The organism is Flavobacterium sp. P21, assembly GCF_050632225.1.
In the GTDB taxonomy this organism is placed as follows: domain Bacteria; phylum Bacteroidota; class Bacteroidia; order Flavobacteriales; family Flavobacteriaceae; genus Flavobacterium.
In genome coordinates this window covers 4,703,929-4,721,935 of sequence record NZ_CP192585.1, presented here as the reverse complement: position 1 = coordinate 4,721,935, position 18,007 = coordinate 4,703,929, and the positions used below count along the sequence as shown (strand labels likewise).

Here is an 18,007-nt window from a genome sequence, read left to right as displayed (position 1 = left end):
ACGTTTATTAATTATTAGGTTTTTGTGTTTGTTTAAGGATGATAAAATTTATAAAATTCATTTTTTAGTAATGATTAAAATTGCTCCATTTGCTCCTTGTTCACCATAAATTAATTTTGCTTCATCTGGGTGAAGTATTTTCATAGATTTAATGTTGTTGGGATTAATTTTGCTGAAATCCAGTTGATTTATAATCTTTCCATTCAAAATATATAAAATTTGCATGAGAGAAGATCTTGACGGACCACATATTATTACTTTAGCACTTTGAGTTTGCTCTGGATCAGTAACGGTTGCAACTTTCATTTTCTGAACTGAATCTTTTGTTTGAGTTGAAGTCGCTTTGTCTTGTGCCTTTGCAATAAAACTTAGTAGAAATAAGAATGGAAAAAGCTGGATTATTTTCATAATTTCTAATTTAATTATATTGCTTAGCACCTTCTACGAGACGAATAAACTCTGCTTTATAACCTTCGCCATCATTTGAATTTCCTTGCCTTGCGAGTTTTACAATGTCTTCAGAAGACTTATCAGCAATCAATTTAGAATCTCTCAATTTCAACCCAAACCAAGCTACGGCATTACTAAACTTCATATCGTCACTCGCTTTTTCCAAAGCAACTGATTTGTTTTCAATTGTCTGAACCATTTCGATGCTTTTATCGCCATCCGGTTTTTTGTAACGGAATTTTATGGTTGCTAATTCGTTGCTGTAATTATTTGAATTTGGTTCTGTTTTAGTGTATTTTAAATCATCAGGTTGCTCAGCTAAATAATTGCTTTTTACACCAGTCGGAATAATTTCATATAAAGCCGTAACTGTGTGGTTGCTTCCTAATTCACCTGCATCAATCGCATCATTTTTAAAATCTTCTGGACGAAGTTTTCTGTTTTCATAACCAATCAAGCGATATGCCTGAACTTGTTTCGGATTAAATTCGATTTGGATTTTTACATCTTTAGCAATCGCAAACATCGAACCTTTGAATTCTTTTCCTAAAAAACGATTCGCTTCTTGAATATTATCGATGTAAGCATAATTTCCGTTTCCTTTGTCGGCAAGGATTTCCATTTTGCTGTCTTTGTAATTTCCCATTCCGTAGCCCAGACAAGTCAAGAAAACGCCAGTTTTTCTTTTCTCTTCAATCAATTTTTCCATATCAGAATTTGAAGCGCTTCCAACATTAAAATCTCCGTCTGTTGCTAGAATTACACGATTGTTGCCGCCTTTAATAAAGTTTTCAGTTGCCGTTTTATAAGCCAATTCAATTCCTGCACCACCGGCAGTGCTTCCGCCAGATTGTAATTTGTCAAGGGCTTCAATAATTGTTTCTTTCTCATCTCCAGAAGTTGGAGGCAAAACCATTCCAGTTGCGCCAGCGTAAACTACAATAGCCACTTTATCCTTAGGTCTTAATTCGTTTACCAATATTTTTAAAGATTGTTTCAATAAAGGCAATTTGTTCATGTCGGCCATAGAGCCTGAAACGTCAATCAAGAAAACAAGATTTGATGCTGGCAAATCCTCAGTCAGAATATTTTTTCCTTGTAAACCAATTTTCAAAATTTTAGTATTTGAATTCCAAGGAGAATCGCTCACTTCTGTATTAATAGAAAACGGATTTCCATCTTTTGGTTGCGGATATTTGTATTTGAAAAAATTAATCATTTCTTCTACACGCACAGCATCTTTTGGAACTTGCTGGCCATTGTTTAAAAAACGTCTGATGTTAGTGTAAGAAGCATTGTCAACATCGATCGAAAAAGTAGAAAGCGGGGCAGTCTCTGGACTTTCGAACGCATTTTCTACAAAGGCATCATAATCTTCCTGCGTTGGTTCTGTTGGAATTGGAGTAATATTTAATTTTTTGTTTAATTCATTTTCCGAAAGGTTTTTATAGATTTCATTTTTAGTTGAGATAATCACAACTCCATTTGATGCTTTGCTTCCGTAAACAGAAGTTGTCGCTTCATCTTTTAAAACTTTCAAATCCTGAATATCATTTGGATTAATTTTTGCCATTTGATTGGCTTTTGCTGGAACTCCATCGATAATATACATTGGTTCGTTTTTTGGCGAAATTGATGGAGATTCTCGCGGCATTTGAAAATTTGAATTTGCTACATATCCAACATTGTTTTGAACCTGAAGTCCCGCAACTTTTCCTTGTAAAGAAGCCGCTTGAGAAGCTTGCTTAGCTTCTTTTTTCTCTTCTTCTTTCCGCTCGCTCGTAACTTCTTGCACTGTAATCTGAATCGCTTTCACTTGAGCCATAACCAACAACTACAACTTCACTTAAAGTATTGTTATATTCTTTTAGGCGTATATTAATCGTATTTGAGTTTTGAACTTTTTGTTTTTGAGTTTCGTATCCAATAAAACTAAAAACTAACATATCTCCTGTTTTAGCTTGGATACTGTATTTTCCGTCAAAATCAGTTGTGGCAGATACTTTTGTATTTTGAATGTAAATCGATACTCCTGGAAGAGGCTGTTTATATTTATCAGAAACAATTCCAGTTATAGTTCTTTCTTGTGCCATGGTTACGAAACATATAAGCATAGCAATGGCTGATGAAATAAGTTTTAAACTTTTCATGATAATGAGTTTTAAGAATTAATGTTTTGATTTTGCTTTGTCAAAGCCGCAGACTTTGACAAAGCTTAGATTATTTTTTAGGAGTTGGTTTTCCTGTTTTTGTGGTAATGATTACAACTCCTTTTTTGCCTTTTTCGCCATATTTTTCAGTAGCTTCAAGGTCTTGTAAAATGGTAATAGTTTTAATGTCCTGTTTGTCTAAAGGCGCGTATGGACTCGTTGGGTTTTTTCCGAATAAATCATTTTCCGAATAATATATGCCGTCAATAATGTAAAGTGGCTCTTCTAGAATTACTAATGATTCTACGTTTTCAGGTTGCACATTCGGAAGTTCCGCCTGCATCATTTTATCTCTTTTTGTATCATCGCTGTGCGCTATTGCATTTCCATTCATAATAATTAGTGGCGCACTTTTTTTCGCTTTTGTCGCTTGTTTGTCGGCCAAAGCAACTTTAGCAGATTCTCTTTCAGGATAACCAATATATCCAACTTGCGTATTGTTTTCTTTTTTGAAAGCATGTCATCACCTTTGTCTTCAGTGTTTTCTTCATTTACTGGAACAATTACTTCTTGAGTTCCTGCGCATATTGGCAATGACGATTCTGCTTGAATGCCTGAGCCTGTTGTTTCTTGAATTGCAACGCTTTCTTTATGTTTTGTTTTGTTTTCTAAAATTTTTTCAGCTTCTTCATTTGGAATGAATTGTGAATCTGATGAAGCTGGAGCATTGTTTTTTTCTTCTGAATTGTTTTTAATTGTTTGGTTTTGTGTGTCATTGGTTACAACTTGATCGTTAGTTTCTAAAGTTGATTTTTTATCTGTTTTCAGAAATTGATAACCTAATGAGATTACTAATAAAAGTGAAGCCGCAACTGCAATTTTTTTCCAAAGTGAAATCGTTTTTTTGTCTTCTTTTTTGTCGAGTTTTTGTTCAACGCGCGACCAAACTTTTTCCATTCCGGGAAAATCTTGTGCTGGGGCATTTTCAGTCGCTTCTTTAAATTTGTCGAATATTTTATCTTGATTGTCCATGACTATTTTGCTTTTTGATAATATAATTTATTAACCAGATCTTTCAGTTTGGTTTTGGCGGCGTTCAATTGTGATTTCGAAGTGCCCTCTGAGATATTCAGCATTGTCGCTATTTCCTTATGTCCAAAACCTTCAATTACAAAAAGATTGAAAACAGTTTTACAGCCATCCGGAATATGGTTTAATAAATTGAGTAAATCCTCTTCTTCCAGTGCGCTCATTTCGTCTGTAAAAGGCTGTGAAAGCACTTTTACATCATCAAGATACATGTTGAAATTGGTGTTTTTCTTGATGGTTGCCAAGCAGTGATTAACGGTAATTTTTCTGGCCCAGGCTTCAAAGGCTTTGTCTTCTTTGAGCTGTTCTAGTTTCGTGAAAATGGTATAGAAGGCATCAGCAAGAGCTTCTTCAATTTCTTCTTCTTTCTTGAGGTATCGTTTGCAAACGCGATACAATTTTGGAGCCATATGCTCATAAACCTGACGCTGGGCATCACGGTTCATTTTTTTGCAGTTAGAAATTAGCGTTTCGTTTATCACAATGTTGGTCTTTATTTATAAAGAGAACTAAAAAGATAAAAAGGTTGGGACGGTTGTAAAAAAAATATTTTTTTAAGGTTCAAAGTTGCAAAGAAACAAAGTTACAAAGGTTTTATTGTAGAGGCGTACAGCAGTGTTTGTCTTGTCAAGATATTATTACGATAATTTTCTTTTATACAAATATACTTTTTACGTTTTTGCCGTCAAAAGAAAAAGATCCCAAAGAAAATGACAGACAATCAGTATTTTAATGTTTCTGTATTTTTCATACTGAACAGCAAATACCGGCCCTATAACAATTGACCCAATAACATTCAGTAATGTTCCATAACCAATATGCAGTAATCCAAACAGAATGCTGGAAATAATAATTGCCACGATTTTATTTTTAAAAAGAAGTTCTAATCTTGGCATTAAATAACCTCTGAAGATTAATTCTTCTGTGATGCCTGCTGTTAGACAAGTAAAGAAAAGCAAAAAGTAACTCTTTTTAAAAAGCGCCAAAGCTTTTTGCAACACTGCGCTTTCTGCAGTTATTTTAAATAACATGATTAAAAGCCCTGTAAAATATACCGCAATAAATAATTTTACGAATGTTATGAATATCGCTTTTGCGAAATCAGGAAAAGAATATTTGGTTTCTGGCCAAAGCAAAAAAGGCTGTTTTTCTAATTTTATCGAATATAAGAATAACAACAGTAGTGAAATCCAGATGGCAAATCTCGAAATGTAGAATTGAATTTCCTTGCTGATTCCAAGATCTTTGAATAATAAAGAAGAATAAATCGCGAGAACCGGAAGAAATACAGAAAGTATGATGCTGATAATTAGAACTGGTTTCTTAGCTGAATCTGAAATGTTGAGCATTTATTTTGGTTGTAGGTTTTGTTTAAATAGATGTGAATTTTCCCAATCTTGTCATTTCTGTAAAGGTTAGATATTTCGGTAACAAAATTTAAATTTAATAAATTTTGTTACGATGAGAAATAATAGTCAAGATTGTACATTAGAGAGGAACTATTTAGAGAAATATCGTTTCTTGATAAAAGAATATGAGCAGGTGAAAAACAAAACTCATCCACTTTATAAAAAGGCGATGGATTTTTACACAGCAAATGACACGTGCAGAAAAAGTTTCTTAAAGTATTATAATCGCTATAAACAGAGTGGGAAATCTCAGGATCTATTGCCTCAAAAGCGAGGTCCAAAATATAAAACCCGACGTCCTTTGCCTTTTATAGAACAAAAAGTAATCGAATTAAGAGAAAAAGGAAACAACAAATATGAAATTGTTAGTATCTTAAATCCCAAATTAGGAAAACATGCACCATCATATTCTGGAGTTTATAATATTTTAAAAAGGCATAAAATAAATAGATTAACTCCGAAGATTAAAAAGAATCATCAGAAAATAATCAAGGAAAGAATGGGACAGCTGGGTCATATTGATTGTCATTATTTAAGTAAAAGCATAATTCGTGGAGAAAATAAAAAACTCTATTTAGTCTGTGTAATTGATGATTACAGCCGAATTGCCTGGGCAGAATTAGTTCCAGACATTACCAGTTTAACAGTGATGTTTGCGTCATTAAAATGCTTAAACATCCTAAGCAGTCATTATGAAATAAAATTTGAAGAGATATTATCTGATAATGGGGCTGAATTTGGACCTAAAACAAGCAAAGTCAAAAATAACCATCCATTTGAAAGAATGCTGATGGAATTAGGAATCGTGCACCGATATACAAAACCTTACCGTCCACAGACAAATGGTAAAGTAGAGCGGTTTTGGAGAACTCTGGAAGACGATTTATTAAGAGACACGGATTTTGATTCTCAAGAAGAGCTAAAAGAAGAATTATTACAATATTTATATTATTATAATCACGAAAGACCACATCAGGGAATCGATGGAAAAAAGCCAATTGAAATGATAAATCCGTTACCGAAATAAGTGACTTTTACAATTTCGACTAAGGAGAAATCTTCACGAGTAGCTCCCCAATCTTTGTCGAGTTTCTTGCGAAGATTTTTCCTTCGTCGAAATGATATAAAATGCGGTTAATTTTATTTTTTTGTATTTCGATACCAATTTTCAATTTTTCTTACAGATTCCTTATCTGTTTTCGGATTGCAATTCAAACCCATATTAATTTGTTTTTTAGAAATATAGGAGTTTAGAAAAATTATTGCAAAACCGCCAACTTCGCCATTTTCAGTTGAAATAAAAGAAGAAAATGTATTCATGTATCCACAACATTTTTCTTTAGAGTTCATAATTGAAATTAAATATTGAACATCATTTGGCTTTACCCAATTTTCGGGAAAATCTCCAAGCATTGTTACAAAATTTAGCTTAGAGTTTTTATTATATTTCTCTTTAAAAAGTTTGATAAATGATTTTGGATTTAAATCTTTTGGACGTAATGTTTGATAGTATTTACCTTTTGTTTCTTCAAATTTCAATTCAAAAGTTTTAGAACTTGAAATCTCGTTATCATTAATTTTAAAATGATAATATAGATAACTGCTACCCAAAAGAATAAAAACGATTAGTGATGAAAAAAATATTTTTCTCATAAAGTTTACATTATTTAATCGGCAAAGCCAATTTATAAATCTTAGTTTCTAAGACCTCCGTATCATTATCCTCGCAAAGTAAAAACTCAATTTTATTATTTTCTTTTTTATAAAAAGTCAAACCTTCAAATTTATTGGTTGAAGTTATTTTTTGTGTAAAATCAATTTTCATGGTTTTAACATCGATTCTTCCAATAAAACTTCCTAATATTTCGCCGTCGTCGTAAGTTGATTTTGTGTCTTCGGCAGTTGAAAGAAAATAGATTTTGTCTTCGACTAAAATGGCGTCAGTAAAACTGGAACGAACGCCTTTTATTTTTGGCAGTTTATAATTGACCGCAATCAAAGCAAATTCCTGATCCAGTTTTTTTGCATGAATAGTGAAAATGGTGTTTTTGTTTGAAATTCCATTTCCACGATTAAATAAATACCAGTTTTCGCCATCGAAAATAGCGCCTTCTAAATTGAAATCTTCTGGTTTTATTTCGCCGAAACTTTGCATTAAAGCATATAAATCGACTAAATTATTTTTCTGTAAAACACTTTTGGATTTAAGATCAAACTCAATCATTTTGTTTCGGTTTTCCGTGGAGCCGGAACCAAAAACATAAAGTGTATCATTATGATGCGTAATTGATTCAAAATCGGGTTTTAGGTTTTTAGGAATATTTTGTGTTGGATTATCAATTAAAGCATGCTGATTCAATTGCTGATTCTGCATATTGTATTCGTATAAAAATCCGCTGTTGTCGCCAATTACGTAAAGCGTATCATTGTTATAAAATAATCCAGATGCCGAACCGATTCCGATGATTTGAAATAATATTTCTAATGTGAATTTTTCCATGAATTTTATTTTGAAACTTCTTTTGTTCTATTTTTTTGTTTTACTGATTTAGAGTTATTAATTAACTCCATTGTCGCGTTATTTACGGCTTCACTTATTTTTATTAAAGACTGCGAAACAATACATTCTGCCACGCTTATGTATACTATTTTGTCATCATCTGTTAAAATTTCATTATCCCAATCAGCTTGGCTTGAACTATTCATTCCATAGGTTAAGTACACAGGTGTTCCTTCGCTATATAGTCTAACAGTTATTTCTACAGCTCTTTTTAAAATTGAACTTTCAATTTCTTTTTTGTTTTCTGCGTAACCAATTCCTCTAACACATTGGTATAATGAACAGAATCTTACATTTTCCTTTTCGGGAATTAAATTTATTGTACCTTCAATCGGTTCCAGATCTTTATAGCATTTTCCAAATACTTCGATTATAGCTTTTTCGGGATTCGAATAATTTCTATCCTGACTAAAAGCTTGATTTATGAAAAACAATAATATAAATAGAATTCTTTTTGTCATTGTGAATTTTTGAGATAACGAAAAAGTTCATATGAAAACCAATGCCTAGCCCTGATAGTAATGAAAATACTTTGAAAAGAAATTGCATTTTTTCCTGACAGAACAAAGCGACTCCCGATGCATCGGGATAAGCTCTTGTTATGGCTTTGGAAAAAAGCAATTTATTGAAAAGTATTGCAATGAATAGCAGGAATATGCTTCGTAAAATTAGACTATTTATTAGTATAAAAAAATGAAAATTATGGAGATGCGAGAAGAATTGCGAGCATCAAGTTCTAAAATTCGTTTCTTTTTTTGACAGTAATGTTAATAGAAGTTTATGTGTATTTTGTATTACTAATTTATTGTTAAATTTTTATTCAACAAAGGTTGTTTGTGGTAAAAGTCTTGTTTTTTTGATAATATGGAAGTCATTTTAAGTTAAAGTGCTCGGATTTACTTTGTAAAAAAATAAAACCAATTTTAGCTTATGAAACGAATTATTCTACCTCTAATGATTATTGGGTCGGTGCTTACATCTTGTAACAACGATTCTAAAGATGACACGCCAGCCACAAGCGTTGTTTTGAAAGACCAATCTGTAACGCCAAGTTTATTAAAAGCGCAAGCAGGTTTTGAAAATTTAAAAATCTACTCTCTTTTTAGCTCAGATGATGTATTTGCAGATAGTCCAAATTTTGTTTTTGGAGGTTCTGCCGATGGTTCTGGTTTGTTGAAAAACACTGACGGAACATTTACATTTTTGGTAAACAATGAAGATAACTTTGCAGTTTCAAGAATTACATTAGACAAAACATTCAAACCTACAAAAGGGGAATATTTATTGAATTCAAGCGGAGGAACTTGGAGATTGTGTGGTGCGACAATGGCTACACAAGCAGAACATGGTTTTGGTCCAGTTTATTTGACTTGTGGAGAATCTGGTGAAGAATCTCGTACGCACGCTTTAGATCCTTATGGAAGTGCTGGAAATGCATCAGTTTCAAAAGAATTATCAGGATTTGGACGCTTAAGTGCTGAAAATGCTTTGCCATTGCGTTCGACTGCCTACAAGGGAAAAACGGTTGTAGTAATTGGCGATGACGATTCTGGAACTTATGGAGGTCAAGTTTTCATGTATGTATCGAACACCGTTGGTGATTTGACTGGCGGATCTTTATATATGTTAAAAAGAAACGATGACAATCAAAGAGAAAAAGATATGGAAGTTAGCAAGACATATCCTGTTTCTTTCGTAAAAATCGACAATCATACAACAATGACAGGTGCACAGATTAATGTCGCTGTTAATACTTTGAAAGCAATCAAATTTGGTCGTGTTGAAGATTTGGATTACCGCAAAGGCGGAAATACTGCAGATCGCGAATTGTATTTCAACGTGACGGGACAAGCAACAACTGGAACAAATGCTGATGGTTCAAGAACGAAATACGGAAGAGTTTACAGATTAAATCTTGATCTTGCTGATCCGCTAAAAGGAACTTTGGAAGTAATCCTTGATGGAGATAACAGAAGCGGAATTGCTGGAAAATTCCAAAATCCAGATAATATCTGTGTGACTAAAAACTATGTTTACGTTCAAGAAGATGCAAACGGTTACGGAGACGAAACACACGATGCATACATCTATCAATATAATATTGCTACAAAAGATTTAAAAGTTGTAGTTGAATTAGATCACCGTCGTACTGCGGCGAGATGCTTGCAAAATACAATGTAGGCGGAACTTCTAAATTTGGTGACTGGGAATATGGTGCTTTGATTGATGTTTCGGAGCAAGTTGGTATAAATGATACTTTTATGTTAAGCGTTCAGCCACATACTTGGACGGGAGCAAAATACAAAGGTGTTGACGGCGGAACAAATCGTCCGAATGAGCAACAAGCAAGCCAAATTTTGGTACTTCAAGGTTTAGCGAGATAAATTTTTAAGTCTTTATAAAACAGTATCCACTATTTCAATTTTGAAGTAGTGGTTTCTGTTTTTCTAAATATTCCTCTTTTATAATTCTAATAAAATCATGAAAAAAATATATTGTTTGCTGTTCTTAATGGCTCTTGTTTCTTGTCAGAAAAAAAGCAAACATCAGGAAGTAAATGAATTGTTTCAAAAAGATATTACTTCACTTATTGAAAAAGTTGCCAAACTGAAATATTCTGTTGAAGAAGATTCGACCGAAGCTCAAATTCAGAGGCAATTTCTGGAAGCGCATCAAAACTACAAGAAAGTCGAATTGCTCAGCGAATATTATTCGCCGTCAGTTTCTAAGGCAATCAACGGTCCAGCAATACCTGAGTTCGAAGAAAATGATAAAGTAACTGTTTCACCCGAAGGTTTTCAGGTTATTGAAGAATTGGTTTTTCCGAAATACAGCAAAGTGAACAAACAAGAATTGATTCAGGAATTAGGAGTTCTGGAAGCAAATTTAACTCGTTTGGAAAAAGTTTCAGGTTCCAATGAATTGACAGATGCCCATGTTTTTGATGCGATGCGATTAGAAGTGTACCGAATTATAACTTTGGGAATAACCGGTTTTGATTCGCCTGTCGTTCTAAACTCGCTTCCGGAGGCATTAGTATCTTTAGAAACGATTGAAAAATATTATCGTGTTTATCTTCAAGATCAATCGGTTTCAAATTCGAAACAAGTACTTCAGATTTTCGAAAAAGGGAAAAATTATCTGAAATCAAATACCAATTTTAATGCTTTCGATCGCGCTTATTTTATCAAAGAAATTTTGAATCCGCTAAGCAAAGGACTTTTTAAAACGCAATCTGAATTGGGAATTTCTCTGATGAAAGAACAGCGCGGATTAAAAGTTACGGCTCAAACTTTATTTGATAAAGATGCTTTTGATCCAGAAGCTTTCTCTGGTTTTCCAGATTATAAAACTACACCAGAAAAAGTTGCATTAGGCAAAAAGTTATTCAATGATCCTATTTTATCAGGAAACAATACACGTTCTTGCGCATCGTGTCATCACGCCGAAAAAGCATTTACAGACGGATTAGAAAGAGCTGTTTCGTTAGACGGAAAATCGATGTTGCAACGTAATACGCCAACGCTTTCAAACATTGCTTTTCAACGCGTATTTTTTGCTGATTCTAGAGTGAGTTATCTAGAAGATCAGGCTATTGCAGTCATTAAAAACGAAAACGAAATGCACGGATCATTGGAAAAATCGGCTTTGGAAATTCAAAAAATGTTGAATACGTCAAGTCTTTCAAAAAAGCTTTCCCGAAAGGAGAAATAAATGAATTTGCAATCAAAAATGCCTTGGCATCTTATATACGTTCGTTAAGTAAATATGATTCTAAATTTGATAATTATATGCAGAACAAAACTGCTTTTACAGCTGATGAAAAAGCAGGATTTAATTTATTTGCCGGAAAAGCAAAATGCGCTACCTGCCATTTTATTCCGCTTACAAACGGAACTGTACCACCAAATTTTGATCGCTCAGAAAGCGAAATTCTAGGAGTTCCAAATAAAGATAAAAAGCTTGATGGAGATTTGGGCAAGTTTGTTATCACGCAAGCGGCCATTCATAAAAATTCGTTTAAAACGCCAACAATCAGAAACATTGAACTTACAGCGCCATACATGCATAATGGAGTTTATAAAACGCTCGAAGAAGTTATTGATTTTTATAACGAAGGCGGAGGTTTAGGAAAAGGATTTGATGTGCCAAATCAGACTTTGCCTGAAGATAAATTGAACTTGTCTGAAAAAGAGAAAAAACAATTGATTGCTTTTACGAAAACATTGACGGATGAAAAATATTTTAAAATTAACAATTAACAATTAACAATTAACAATTAATAATTAATAATTAACCATTTTATAAAACACCAAACCCGGCAGACTGTGCAATCTGCCGGGTTCATACCAAAAACAAAAAAATAAATTAAACCTTAACTTTTATAAGTCAAAACCGTAAGCAACGCGCAAGGCTACTTGATTGGTTCTGAAATCATGATAATCTTCGTAACGTACGCTCAAATCAATGTATTTGTTTGCGTATCCTATTCCTGGCGCCCATAAAAAAGTCGTTTTGTCATAACCGTTTGTTACAGCAAAACCGGCACCAACTTCACCTAAAACATAGAACTGATCTTCCCAAACAAAGGCTTTAAAACCAGCTTTTGCAGGAATAAATCCAAGGTCTTTTACGTCATTTCCAAGTTCATCTTTTCCCATAAATAAATTGGTGAATCCCGTTGTCAAGGTCAATGATGTTCTTTTTGACAAATCATATTGTAAACGAACGTCTCCGCCAAGTGACCAGTCATAATCGTTATCTGTTGGAATTCCTCCATTGATACCGAAACCTAATCTAAATCCCTGATCGTAATTTTTTGTTTCACTTTCTTGTGCGAAAGTTGTGTTGGCGAATAAAAATGCAAAAGCGGCTAGGCATATCATTTGTACTTTTCTCATGGCTTATATATTTGAATTATTAATAATGTAAAAGTATAATCAAGGGCTTTGGAGCTTGTTATATAATTTTTAAAAATCGTTACATAATATTAGGGTGTGCTTAATTTTGCCTTAAAAATGGGATATCTTTTTATTGATAGGACAGAATTCGGAGCTTCTGATTATCTTTGCCCACAAAATAAAATAGAAGTGAATTTAAAGCAGTACACAAAGGAGTTTTCTTATAATTTAAAACTGGCATATCCTGTAATTTTAGGAATGGTCGGGCATACTTTAATTGGTATCGTCGATAATATTATGGTTGGAAAATTAGGAAGTACTGAACTGGTCGCGGTTTCATTAGGAAATAGCATGATTTTTATCGCAATGTCGTTAGGAATTGGTTTTTCTACTGCAATCACTCCAATTGTTGCCGAAGGTGATGCCGAGAAAAACGATGCAAAAATTCGTTCAGCTTTTCATCACGGATTGTTTTTATGCACCATTCTTGGTTTAATTCTTTTTAGTGTCATTATGTGTGCCAAACCAATAATGGAATTATTAAAACAGCCTGCAGATGTAATTGTTTTAGCGAAACCGTATTTAGGTTGGGTAGCTTTTTCATTGATTCCGTTAGTGATGTATCAAGGATATAAGCAATTTGCAGACGGAATGTCATTGACCAAATACTCTATGTACGCAATGGTGATGGCAAATGTATTGCATGTCGGAATTAATTATGTTTTGATTTACGGAATTTGGATTTTTCCAAAAATGGGAATTATCGGCGCGAGCACTTGGTACTGTAATTTCAAGAATATTTTTGGTAATGTTTATGCATATTATGCTTTCGCGAAGAGACGATTTGAAACGTTTTTTCAAAGGCTTTAGTTTCGACGAAATTAAAAAAGCGACTATCAAAAAAATTATCAGCATCGGATTTCCATCAGCAATGCAAATGCTTTTTGAAGTGGTTTTGTTTACAGCCTCAATTTGGCTTTGTGGAAATATCGGAAAAACGAGTCAAGCGGCCAATCAAATCGCATTGAGTCTTGCTTCACTTACTTTTATGTTTGCAATGGGACTAAGTGTCACTTCAATGATTCGTGTAAGTAATCAGCGAGGTTTAACAGATTATAAAAAGCTTCTTGTTGTAGCAAGGTCCATTTTCTTGCTCGCTATTATTCTGGAGGTTTTCTTTGCGATCATTTTCATTGTTTTTCATACAGTTTTGCCAAATATGTTCCTAAATATGGAAAACACGATTCAGCTAACAGATAATACAGAAGTAATAGCAATTGCTTCTAAATTATTAGTGATAGCGACAGTTTTCCAAATTTCTGACGGAATTCAGGTCGTTGTTTTGGGTGCTCTTAGAGGATTGCAGGATGTTAAAATCCCAATGTATATCACATTTGTGGCTTATTGGGTAATTGGTTTTCCGATTTCCTATTATTTAGGAGAATATACTGAATTGAAAGCTCAAGGTGTTTGGATAGGGCTTTTGGCAGGTTTAACGGCAGCGAGCAATTATGCTTTACTTGCGTTTTAATTATTTAACTAAGAAATTGATTACAAATTCAGTTTCTAAATAACTAATTTTGGAAAAAAATAAGCTATAACTTGAAAATATAAATTAACAATTAATAAAAATAAATATGGAATTACCTAAATTTTTACTTGGAGACAATACTGATTTTCCAGATGATATTTTCATCATTCATCTTGATTATCCTCGATTTATTATCAATTTAAAAGATGATGAGGTTGAATTTTTAGAAGAAGCAGAAGATCTTGACGAAGCAGAATTAAACGCTGAAATGGAGAGCTTGATCGAAAAAGCAAATGATTTTTACGACAGAGAAGTAAACCGTTACGAAGAGTAGAGGCACACCGCAGTGTGTCTTCTAGATACCTGTCTTTTATTTAACGCCAGAATTTTTCACAAAGCATAATGTAAAGATTTATTTCATGCAGATTTTAGCAGATTTAATTTTAAAATTTGCTATAAAAAATCTGCGTGCATCTGCTTAAATCTTTTAAAATCTGCGTGAAAAAACTTTGTGAATCATTATTTCCCTCTTTGAATCAAAAATTAATGCCATATCAATAATGAAAAAATTAAGTTACCTAAAACCCATTTTTAATTTTATACTATTTGGGTTGCTGATCACAACTTTAAGCCGTTTGTTTTTATTTTTCCTCTTTAAGGAAAGAGTAGTCGAAACGCCAAATTTCTGGTATATTTTTCCAATTGGTCTTCGAATGGATATGATTCTGTTATGTTATTTGTCATTTCTGCCAGCAGTTTTGATTACTTTTTTGCCCAACAAATCAATCAAATTCACCAATAAATTTCTAGTAATTTATAGTTTTCTCTTTCTGTTTTTGATTCTTTTTGTAGAAATAGCATCGCCAGATTTTGTAAAGCAATATGATACACGACCAAATAAGATTTTCTTGGATTATCTTATTTATCCAAAAGAAGTTGTCGGAATGCTTTTAAAAAGTTACCTAATTTCAATTATTGTGGCGTTTCTAATTTTGGGAACTGTTCTTTATTTGGCATTAAAAAAAGGAAAAAAATATTTTCATACAGTAACGACAGATTATAAATTTAAGCTGATGGTTTTTCCGTTATTAGCTTTTTTATTGTTTTTGGAGCGCGTTCAAGCTTGACTTCAAAACGACCAATTAATGCTAGTAATGCTGTTTTTTCGACAGATCAATTAACCAATACTTTAGGTTTAAATTCTTTTTATACAGTTGCGTTTGCGGCTTATTCAATCAAGAATGAAGCAAATACAAAAATGTACGGAAAAATGGATGAAGCCGAAGCAATCGCTCGTGTAAAAAAATACATGATTGCCGGGCTAAAAGATTTTACAGATCCTGAAATTCCGTTTCTTCACGTTCAGCAACCGGATTCAGCTAGGCAAAAACCATATAATTTGGTGATTTTTCTGCAAGAAAGTTTAGGAGCAGAATATGTTGGAATTTTAGGTGGAAAACCTTTAACGCCAGAGTTTGATAAATTATCAAAAGAAGGTACTTTATTCACTAATTTGTATTGTACAGGAACCAGAAGTGTTCGCGGAATCGAGGCAGTTGTGACAGGATTTTTGCCTTCACCATCAGAAAGTGTTGTAAGACTTGGAAATTCTCAACAAGGTTTTTTCACACTTGCCGACGCTTTAAAACAAAAAGGATATGACACAAGTTTTATTTACGGTGGAATGGCGAATTTTGATAATATGGCCTCGTTTTTTAATGGAAATGGTTTCAGTGATATTGTTGATCAAACCGATTTTGAATCTGATGGAAATAAATATGCGTTCAAAGGAACTTGGGGCTATTCTGATGAAGATTTGGTTACCAAAGCCAATCAGTATTTCAAATCAAAAGGAGACAAGCCGTTTTTCTCTTTAATGTTTTCGACTTCAAATCACGAGCCTTTTGAATATCCAGCAGGAAGAATAAAACCTTATGACAAAAAGCCTGCAACAGTAAATAACGCCATGAAATATGCTGATTTTTCAATCGGGAAATTCTTTGAAATGGCTAAAAAAGAAGCGTATTTTAAAAACACGATTTTCATCGTAATTGCCGATCATAATACAAGAACGTACGGAAAAAATTTAGTGCCAATTAATAAATTCCATATTCCGGCATTTATTATGGGACCTGGAGTTGCAAAAGGTGCAGTTTATGACAGATTAGCAAGTCAGATAGATATTCCGCCAACGTTATTGGGTTATTTAGGACTTCCATTCGAAACGCCAATGGTTGGAAGAAATTTAACAAAATTAGATCCAAAAGTCCAAGGAAGATCAATCATGCAGTTTAATGATATCAACGCATTTAGAGTAGAAAATCAAGTGGTAATCATGCAACCAAATTTGAAACCGCTTCAATTCGAAATCAAAAACGATACGACTTTAATTCCTGTAAAATTAAACGAAGATTTAGCAAAAGATGCTTTGGCACACGTAATTACAGCAGGAAATTTGTATAAAGAAAGTAAATATAAATTAAGACGCTAAGATTCTAAGTTGCTAAGGTTCTAAGTTTTTTATTTAGAGAACGAGTGGTCTTTTTTTTAATTGACAAAAGCGAGAAAACTTAGAGTCTTAGAATCTTAATCACTTAGAATCTTTATTAAAATAAAATTTTAATAAAAGAGAAGCAGTACAAAAGGTGAAATTTCATCATTTTGCACTGCTTTTTTATTTTTTCCAATAATGAAATAATTTCTGGCTGATTATAGAAGTTTTGTTTTAATTGCTCATTGATCGTTTCCATCATCCAAAACTGATTTTGTTCGTGTCGTTTTTCTTGGAAAAATCCCGTTTCTTTGGTCATTTCGAAATAATCAGAAATAGTATTCCAGACTTCCGAAATGCCATCTTTGGTAATAGCGCCGCAAGTAGTAACTTTTGGTTGCCAATTTGATGGTTTTGGAGGAAATAAATGTAAAGCTCGATTGAATTCTAATTTTGCCTGATTGGCTTTTTTGATATTGTCTCCGTCGGCTTTATTGATTACGATGGCATCAGCCATTTCCATAATGCCTCGTTTAATGCCTTGAAGTTCATCGCCTGCGCCAGAAATTTTTAATAAAAGAAAAAATCAACCATACTGTGAACAGCAGTTTCGCTTTGTCCAACACCAACGGTTTCAATAATTATGGTATCAAAACCAGCGGCCTCGCATAAAATAATCGATTCGCGGGTTTTTCGAGCCACACCGCCCAAAGTGTCTCCAGAAGCGCTGGGTCTGATAAAAGCATTTTCATCTTTCACTAATTCTTCCATTCGGGTTTTATCGCCCAAAATGCTTCCATGCGAAATAGAACTGCTTGGGTCAACTGCCAATACAGCCACTTTTTTGCCAATGCTAGTAAGAAAGGTTCCAAAAGCTTCAATAAAAGTACTTTTTCCAACACCAGGAACGCCAGTAATCCCAATTCGGATTGATTTATTGGCATGAGGCAAACATCCCTTTATGATTTCGTTTGCTTTTTCTAAATGTTCAGGATTGGTGCTTTCGATAAGCGTAATTGCTCTGCTGAGAGCTGTGCGATTTCCAGATAGAATTCCAGATATTAATTCAGAAGCTGAAGGTTGTTGTCTGCGTTTGTTTTTAATTTCATTTATAGCAGAAGCACTGGTGATTTCAGGGGATGAAATTCCAGCTTTTTCAGTTAAGCTACTCGATTGTTTCTTTAAACTTGACAAAATACTTTTTTAGTATCGTAAAAGTACAGAAAACAAAAACAGTTTCAAAAAGTTTAGTATGCCACGAATTACGCGAATTTTCACTAAGTTGTTGGCTAATTTTTGTCATCCTGAGCGAAGTCGAAGGACACGATAGAAACTCCATAATCAAAATCGACAATCTTTGTCGAGTCGCTTGCGCGTCCTTCGACTTCGCTCAGGATGACATGGAAAATTCATTAAAAAAAAGGAA

Annotated in this window: 17 protein-coding genes and 3 pseudogenes; 8 read left to right on the top strand and 12 right to left on the bottom strand. The window is 33.5% G+C overall.

Going from position 1 to position 18,007, the window contains the following annotated elements:
- Positions 1-57: 57 nt before the first annotated feature.
- From ACQ9BO_RS23680 to ACQ9BO_RS23650, 7 genes are all read right to left on the bottom strand, one after another.
- The gene (locus tag ACQ9BO_RS23680) at positions 58-408 is read right to left on the bottom strand and encodes a TonB-dependent receptor (RefSeq protein ID WP_431242735.1); all 351 of its coding nucleotides are present in this window, start codon (positions 406-408) and stop codon (positions 58-60) included.
- 10 nt (positions 409-418) lie between these two features.
- Positions 419-2,275, bottom strand: a complete 1,857-nt coding sequence (locus ACQ9BO_RS23675; protein ID WP_431242734.1) for a YfbK domain-containing protein — start codon at positions 2,273-2,275, stop codon at positions 419-421.
- Complete coding sequence (locus ACQ9BO_RS23670; protein ID WP_431242733.1) at positions 2,196-2,600, bottom strand: carboxypeptidase-like regulatory domain-containing protein; 405 nt, start codon at positions 2,598-2,600, stop codon at positions 2,196-2,198. Before ACQ9BO_RS23670 ends, ACQ9BO_RS23675 begins: the two co-directional genes overlap by 80 nt.
- 70 nt (positions 2,601-2,670) lie before the next feature.
- On the bottom strand, positions 2,671-2,994 hold the full coding sequence (locus tag ACQ9BO_RS23665; protein WP_431242732.1) for a hypothetical protein: 324 nt from the start codon (positions 2,992-2,994) through the stop codon (positions 2,671-2,673).
- Between the two features lie 5 nt (positions 2,995-2,999).
- Positions 3,000-3,632, bottom strand: a complete 633-nt coding sequence (locus ACQ9BO_RS23660; protein WP_431242731.1) for a hypothetical protein — start codon at positions 3,630-3,632, stop codon at positions 3,000-3,002.
- Positions 3,633-3,634: 2 nt separating this feature from the next.
- A complete protein-coding gene (locus tag ACQ9BO_RS23655; protein WP_431242730.1) occupies positions 3,635-4,135 on the bottom strand; it encodes an RNA polymerase sigma factor in 501 nt (166 codons plus the stop codon).
- 225 nt (positions 4,136-4,360) lie between these two features.
- Complete coding sequence (locus ACQ9BO_RS23650; RefSeq protein ID WP_431242729.1) at positions 4,361-5,038, bottom strand: CPBP family intramembrane glutamic endopeptidase; 678 nt, start codon at positions 5,036-5,038, stop codon at positions 4,361-4,363.
- Between the two features lie 112 nt (positions 5,039-5,150).
- On the opposite strand from ACQ9BO_RS23650, the gene ACQ9BO_RS23645 reads away from it, so the two are divergent.
- The gene (locus ACQ9BO_RS23645; RefSeq protein ID WP_431241922.1) at positions 5,151-6,125 is read left to right on the top strand and encodes an integrase core domain-containing protein; all 975 of its coding nucleotides are present in this window, start codon (positions 5,151-5,153) and stop codon (positions 6,123-6,125) included.
- Between the two features lie 113 nt (positions 6,126-6,238).
- On the opposite strand, the gene ACQ9BO_RS23640 is transcribed toward ACQ9BO_RS23645, so the two are convergent.
- From ACQ9BO_RS23640 to ACQ9BO_RS23630, 3 genes are read right to left on the bottom strand one after another with little or no spacing between them, the layout of a single operon-like run.
- Positions 6,239-6,751, bottom strand: a complete 513-nt coding sequence (locus tag ACQ9BO_RS23640) for a hypothetical protein (RefSeq protein WP_431242728.1) — start codon at positions 6,749-6,751, stop codon at positions 6,239-6,241.
- A gap of 10 nt (positions 6,752-6,761) precedes the next feature.
- Positions 6,762-7,598 (bottom strand): DUF6929 family protein, encoded by an 837-nt coding sequence (locus tag ACQ9BO_RS23635; RefSeq protein ID WP_431242727.1) that lies wholly within the window; start codon positions 7,596-7,598, stop codon positions 6,762-6,764.
- A gap of 5 nt (positions 7,599-7,603) precedes the next feature.
- Positions 7,604-8,119: a hypothetical protein gene (locus ACQ9BO_RS23630; protein ID WP_431242726.1), complete on the bottom strand. Its 516-nt coding sequence runs from the start codon at positions 8,117-8,119 to the stop codon at positions 7,604-7,606.
- Between the two features lie 469 nt (positions 8,120-8,588).
- Between ACQ9BO_RS23630 and ACQ9BO_RS23625 the strand changes: the two genes are divergently transcribed.
- From ACQ9BO_RS23625 to ACQ9BO_RS23615, 3 genes and pseudogenes are all read left to right on the top strand, one after another.
- Positions 8,589-9,839 (top strand): hypothetical protein, encoded by a 1,251-nt coding sequence (locus ACQ9BO_RS23625; RefSeq protein WP_431242725.1) that lies wholly within the window; start codon positions 8,589-8,591, stop codon positions 9,837-9,839.
- The gene (locus tag ACQ9BO_RS23620; RefSeq protein WP_431242724.1) at positions 9,818-10,042 is read left to right on the top strand and encodes a hypothetical protein; all 225 of its coding nucleotides are present in this window, start codon (positions 9,818-9,820) and stop codon (positions 10,040-10,042) included. Before ACQ9BO_RS23625 ends, ACQ9BO_RS23620 begins: the two co-directional genes overlap by 22 nt.
- A 97-nt stretch (positions 10,043-10,139) precedes the next feature.
- Positions 10,140-11,920: pseudogene (locus tag ACQ9BO_RS23615) on the top strand (cytochrome-c peroxidase).
- Positions 11,921-12,040: 120 nt separating this feature from the next.
- Here ACQ9BO_RS23615 and ACQ9BO_RS23610 read toward each other — a convergent pair.
- Entirely contained in the window at positions 12,041-12,559 is a 519-nt protein-coding gene (locus ACQ9BO_RS23610) for a hypothetical protein (RefSeq protein WP_320568474.1), read from the bottom strand.
- A 189-nt stretch (positions 12,560-12,748) separates the two neighbouring features.
- On the opposite strand from ACQ9BO_RS23610, the pseudogene ACQ9BO_RS23605 reads away from it, so the two are divergent.
- The 4 genes and pseudogenes from ACQ9BO_RS23605 (at position 12,749) to ACQ9BO_RS23590 (ending at position 16,581) form a co-directional block, all read left to right on the top strand.
- Positions 12,749-14,133: pseudogene (locus ACQ9BO_RS23605) on the top strand (MATE family efflux transporter).
- A gap of 63 nt (positions 14,134-14,196) precedes the next feature.
- On the top strand, positions 14,197-14,424 hold the full coding sequence (locus ACQ9BO_RS23600; RefSeq protein ID WP_431242723.1) for a hypothetical protein: 228 nt from the start codon (positions 14,197-14,199) through the stop codon (positions 14,422-14,424).
- 226 nt (positions 14,425-14,650) lie between these two features.
- The gene (locus ACQ9BO_RS23595) at positions 14,651-15,217 is read left to right on the top strand and encodes a hypothetical protein (protein ID WP_431242722.1); all 567 of its coding nucleotides are present in this window, start codon (positions 14,651-14,653) and stop codon (positions 15,215-15,217) included.
- Positions 15,214-16,581 carry an LTA synthase family protein gene (locus ACQ9BO_RS23590; RefSeq protein ID WP_431242721.1) on the top strand — a complete coding sequence of 456 codons (1,368 nt, stop codon included), beginning with the start codon at positions 15,214-15,216 and terminating at the stop codon, positions 16,579-16,581. The genes ACQ9BO_RS23595 and ACQ9BO_RS23590 overlap by 4 nt, the downstream gene beginning before the upstream one ends.
- A 99-nt stretch (positions 16,582-16,680) precedes the next feature.
- On the opposite strand, the pseudogene meaB reads toward ACQ9BO_RS23590, so the two are convergent.
- Positions 16,681-17,775: pseudogene (meaB, locus tag ACQ9BO_RS23585) on the bottom strand (methylmalonyl Co-A mutase-associated GTPase MeaB).
- Positions 17,776-18,007: the final 232 nt, after the last annotated feature.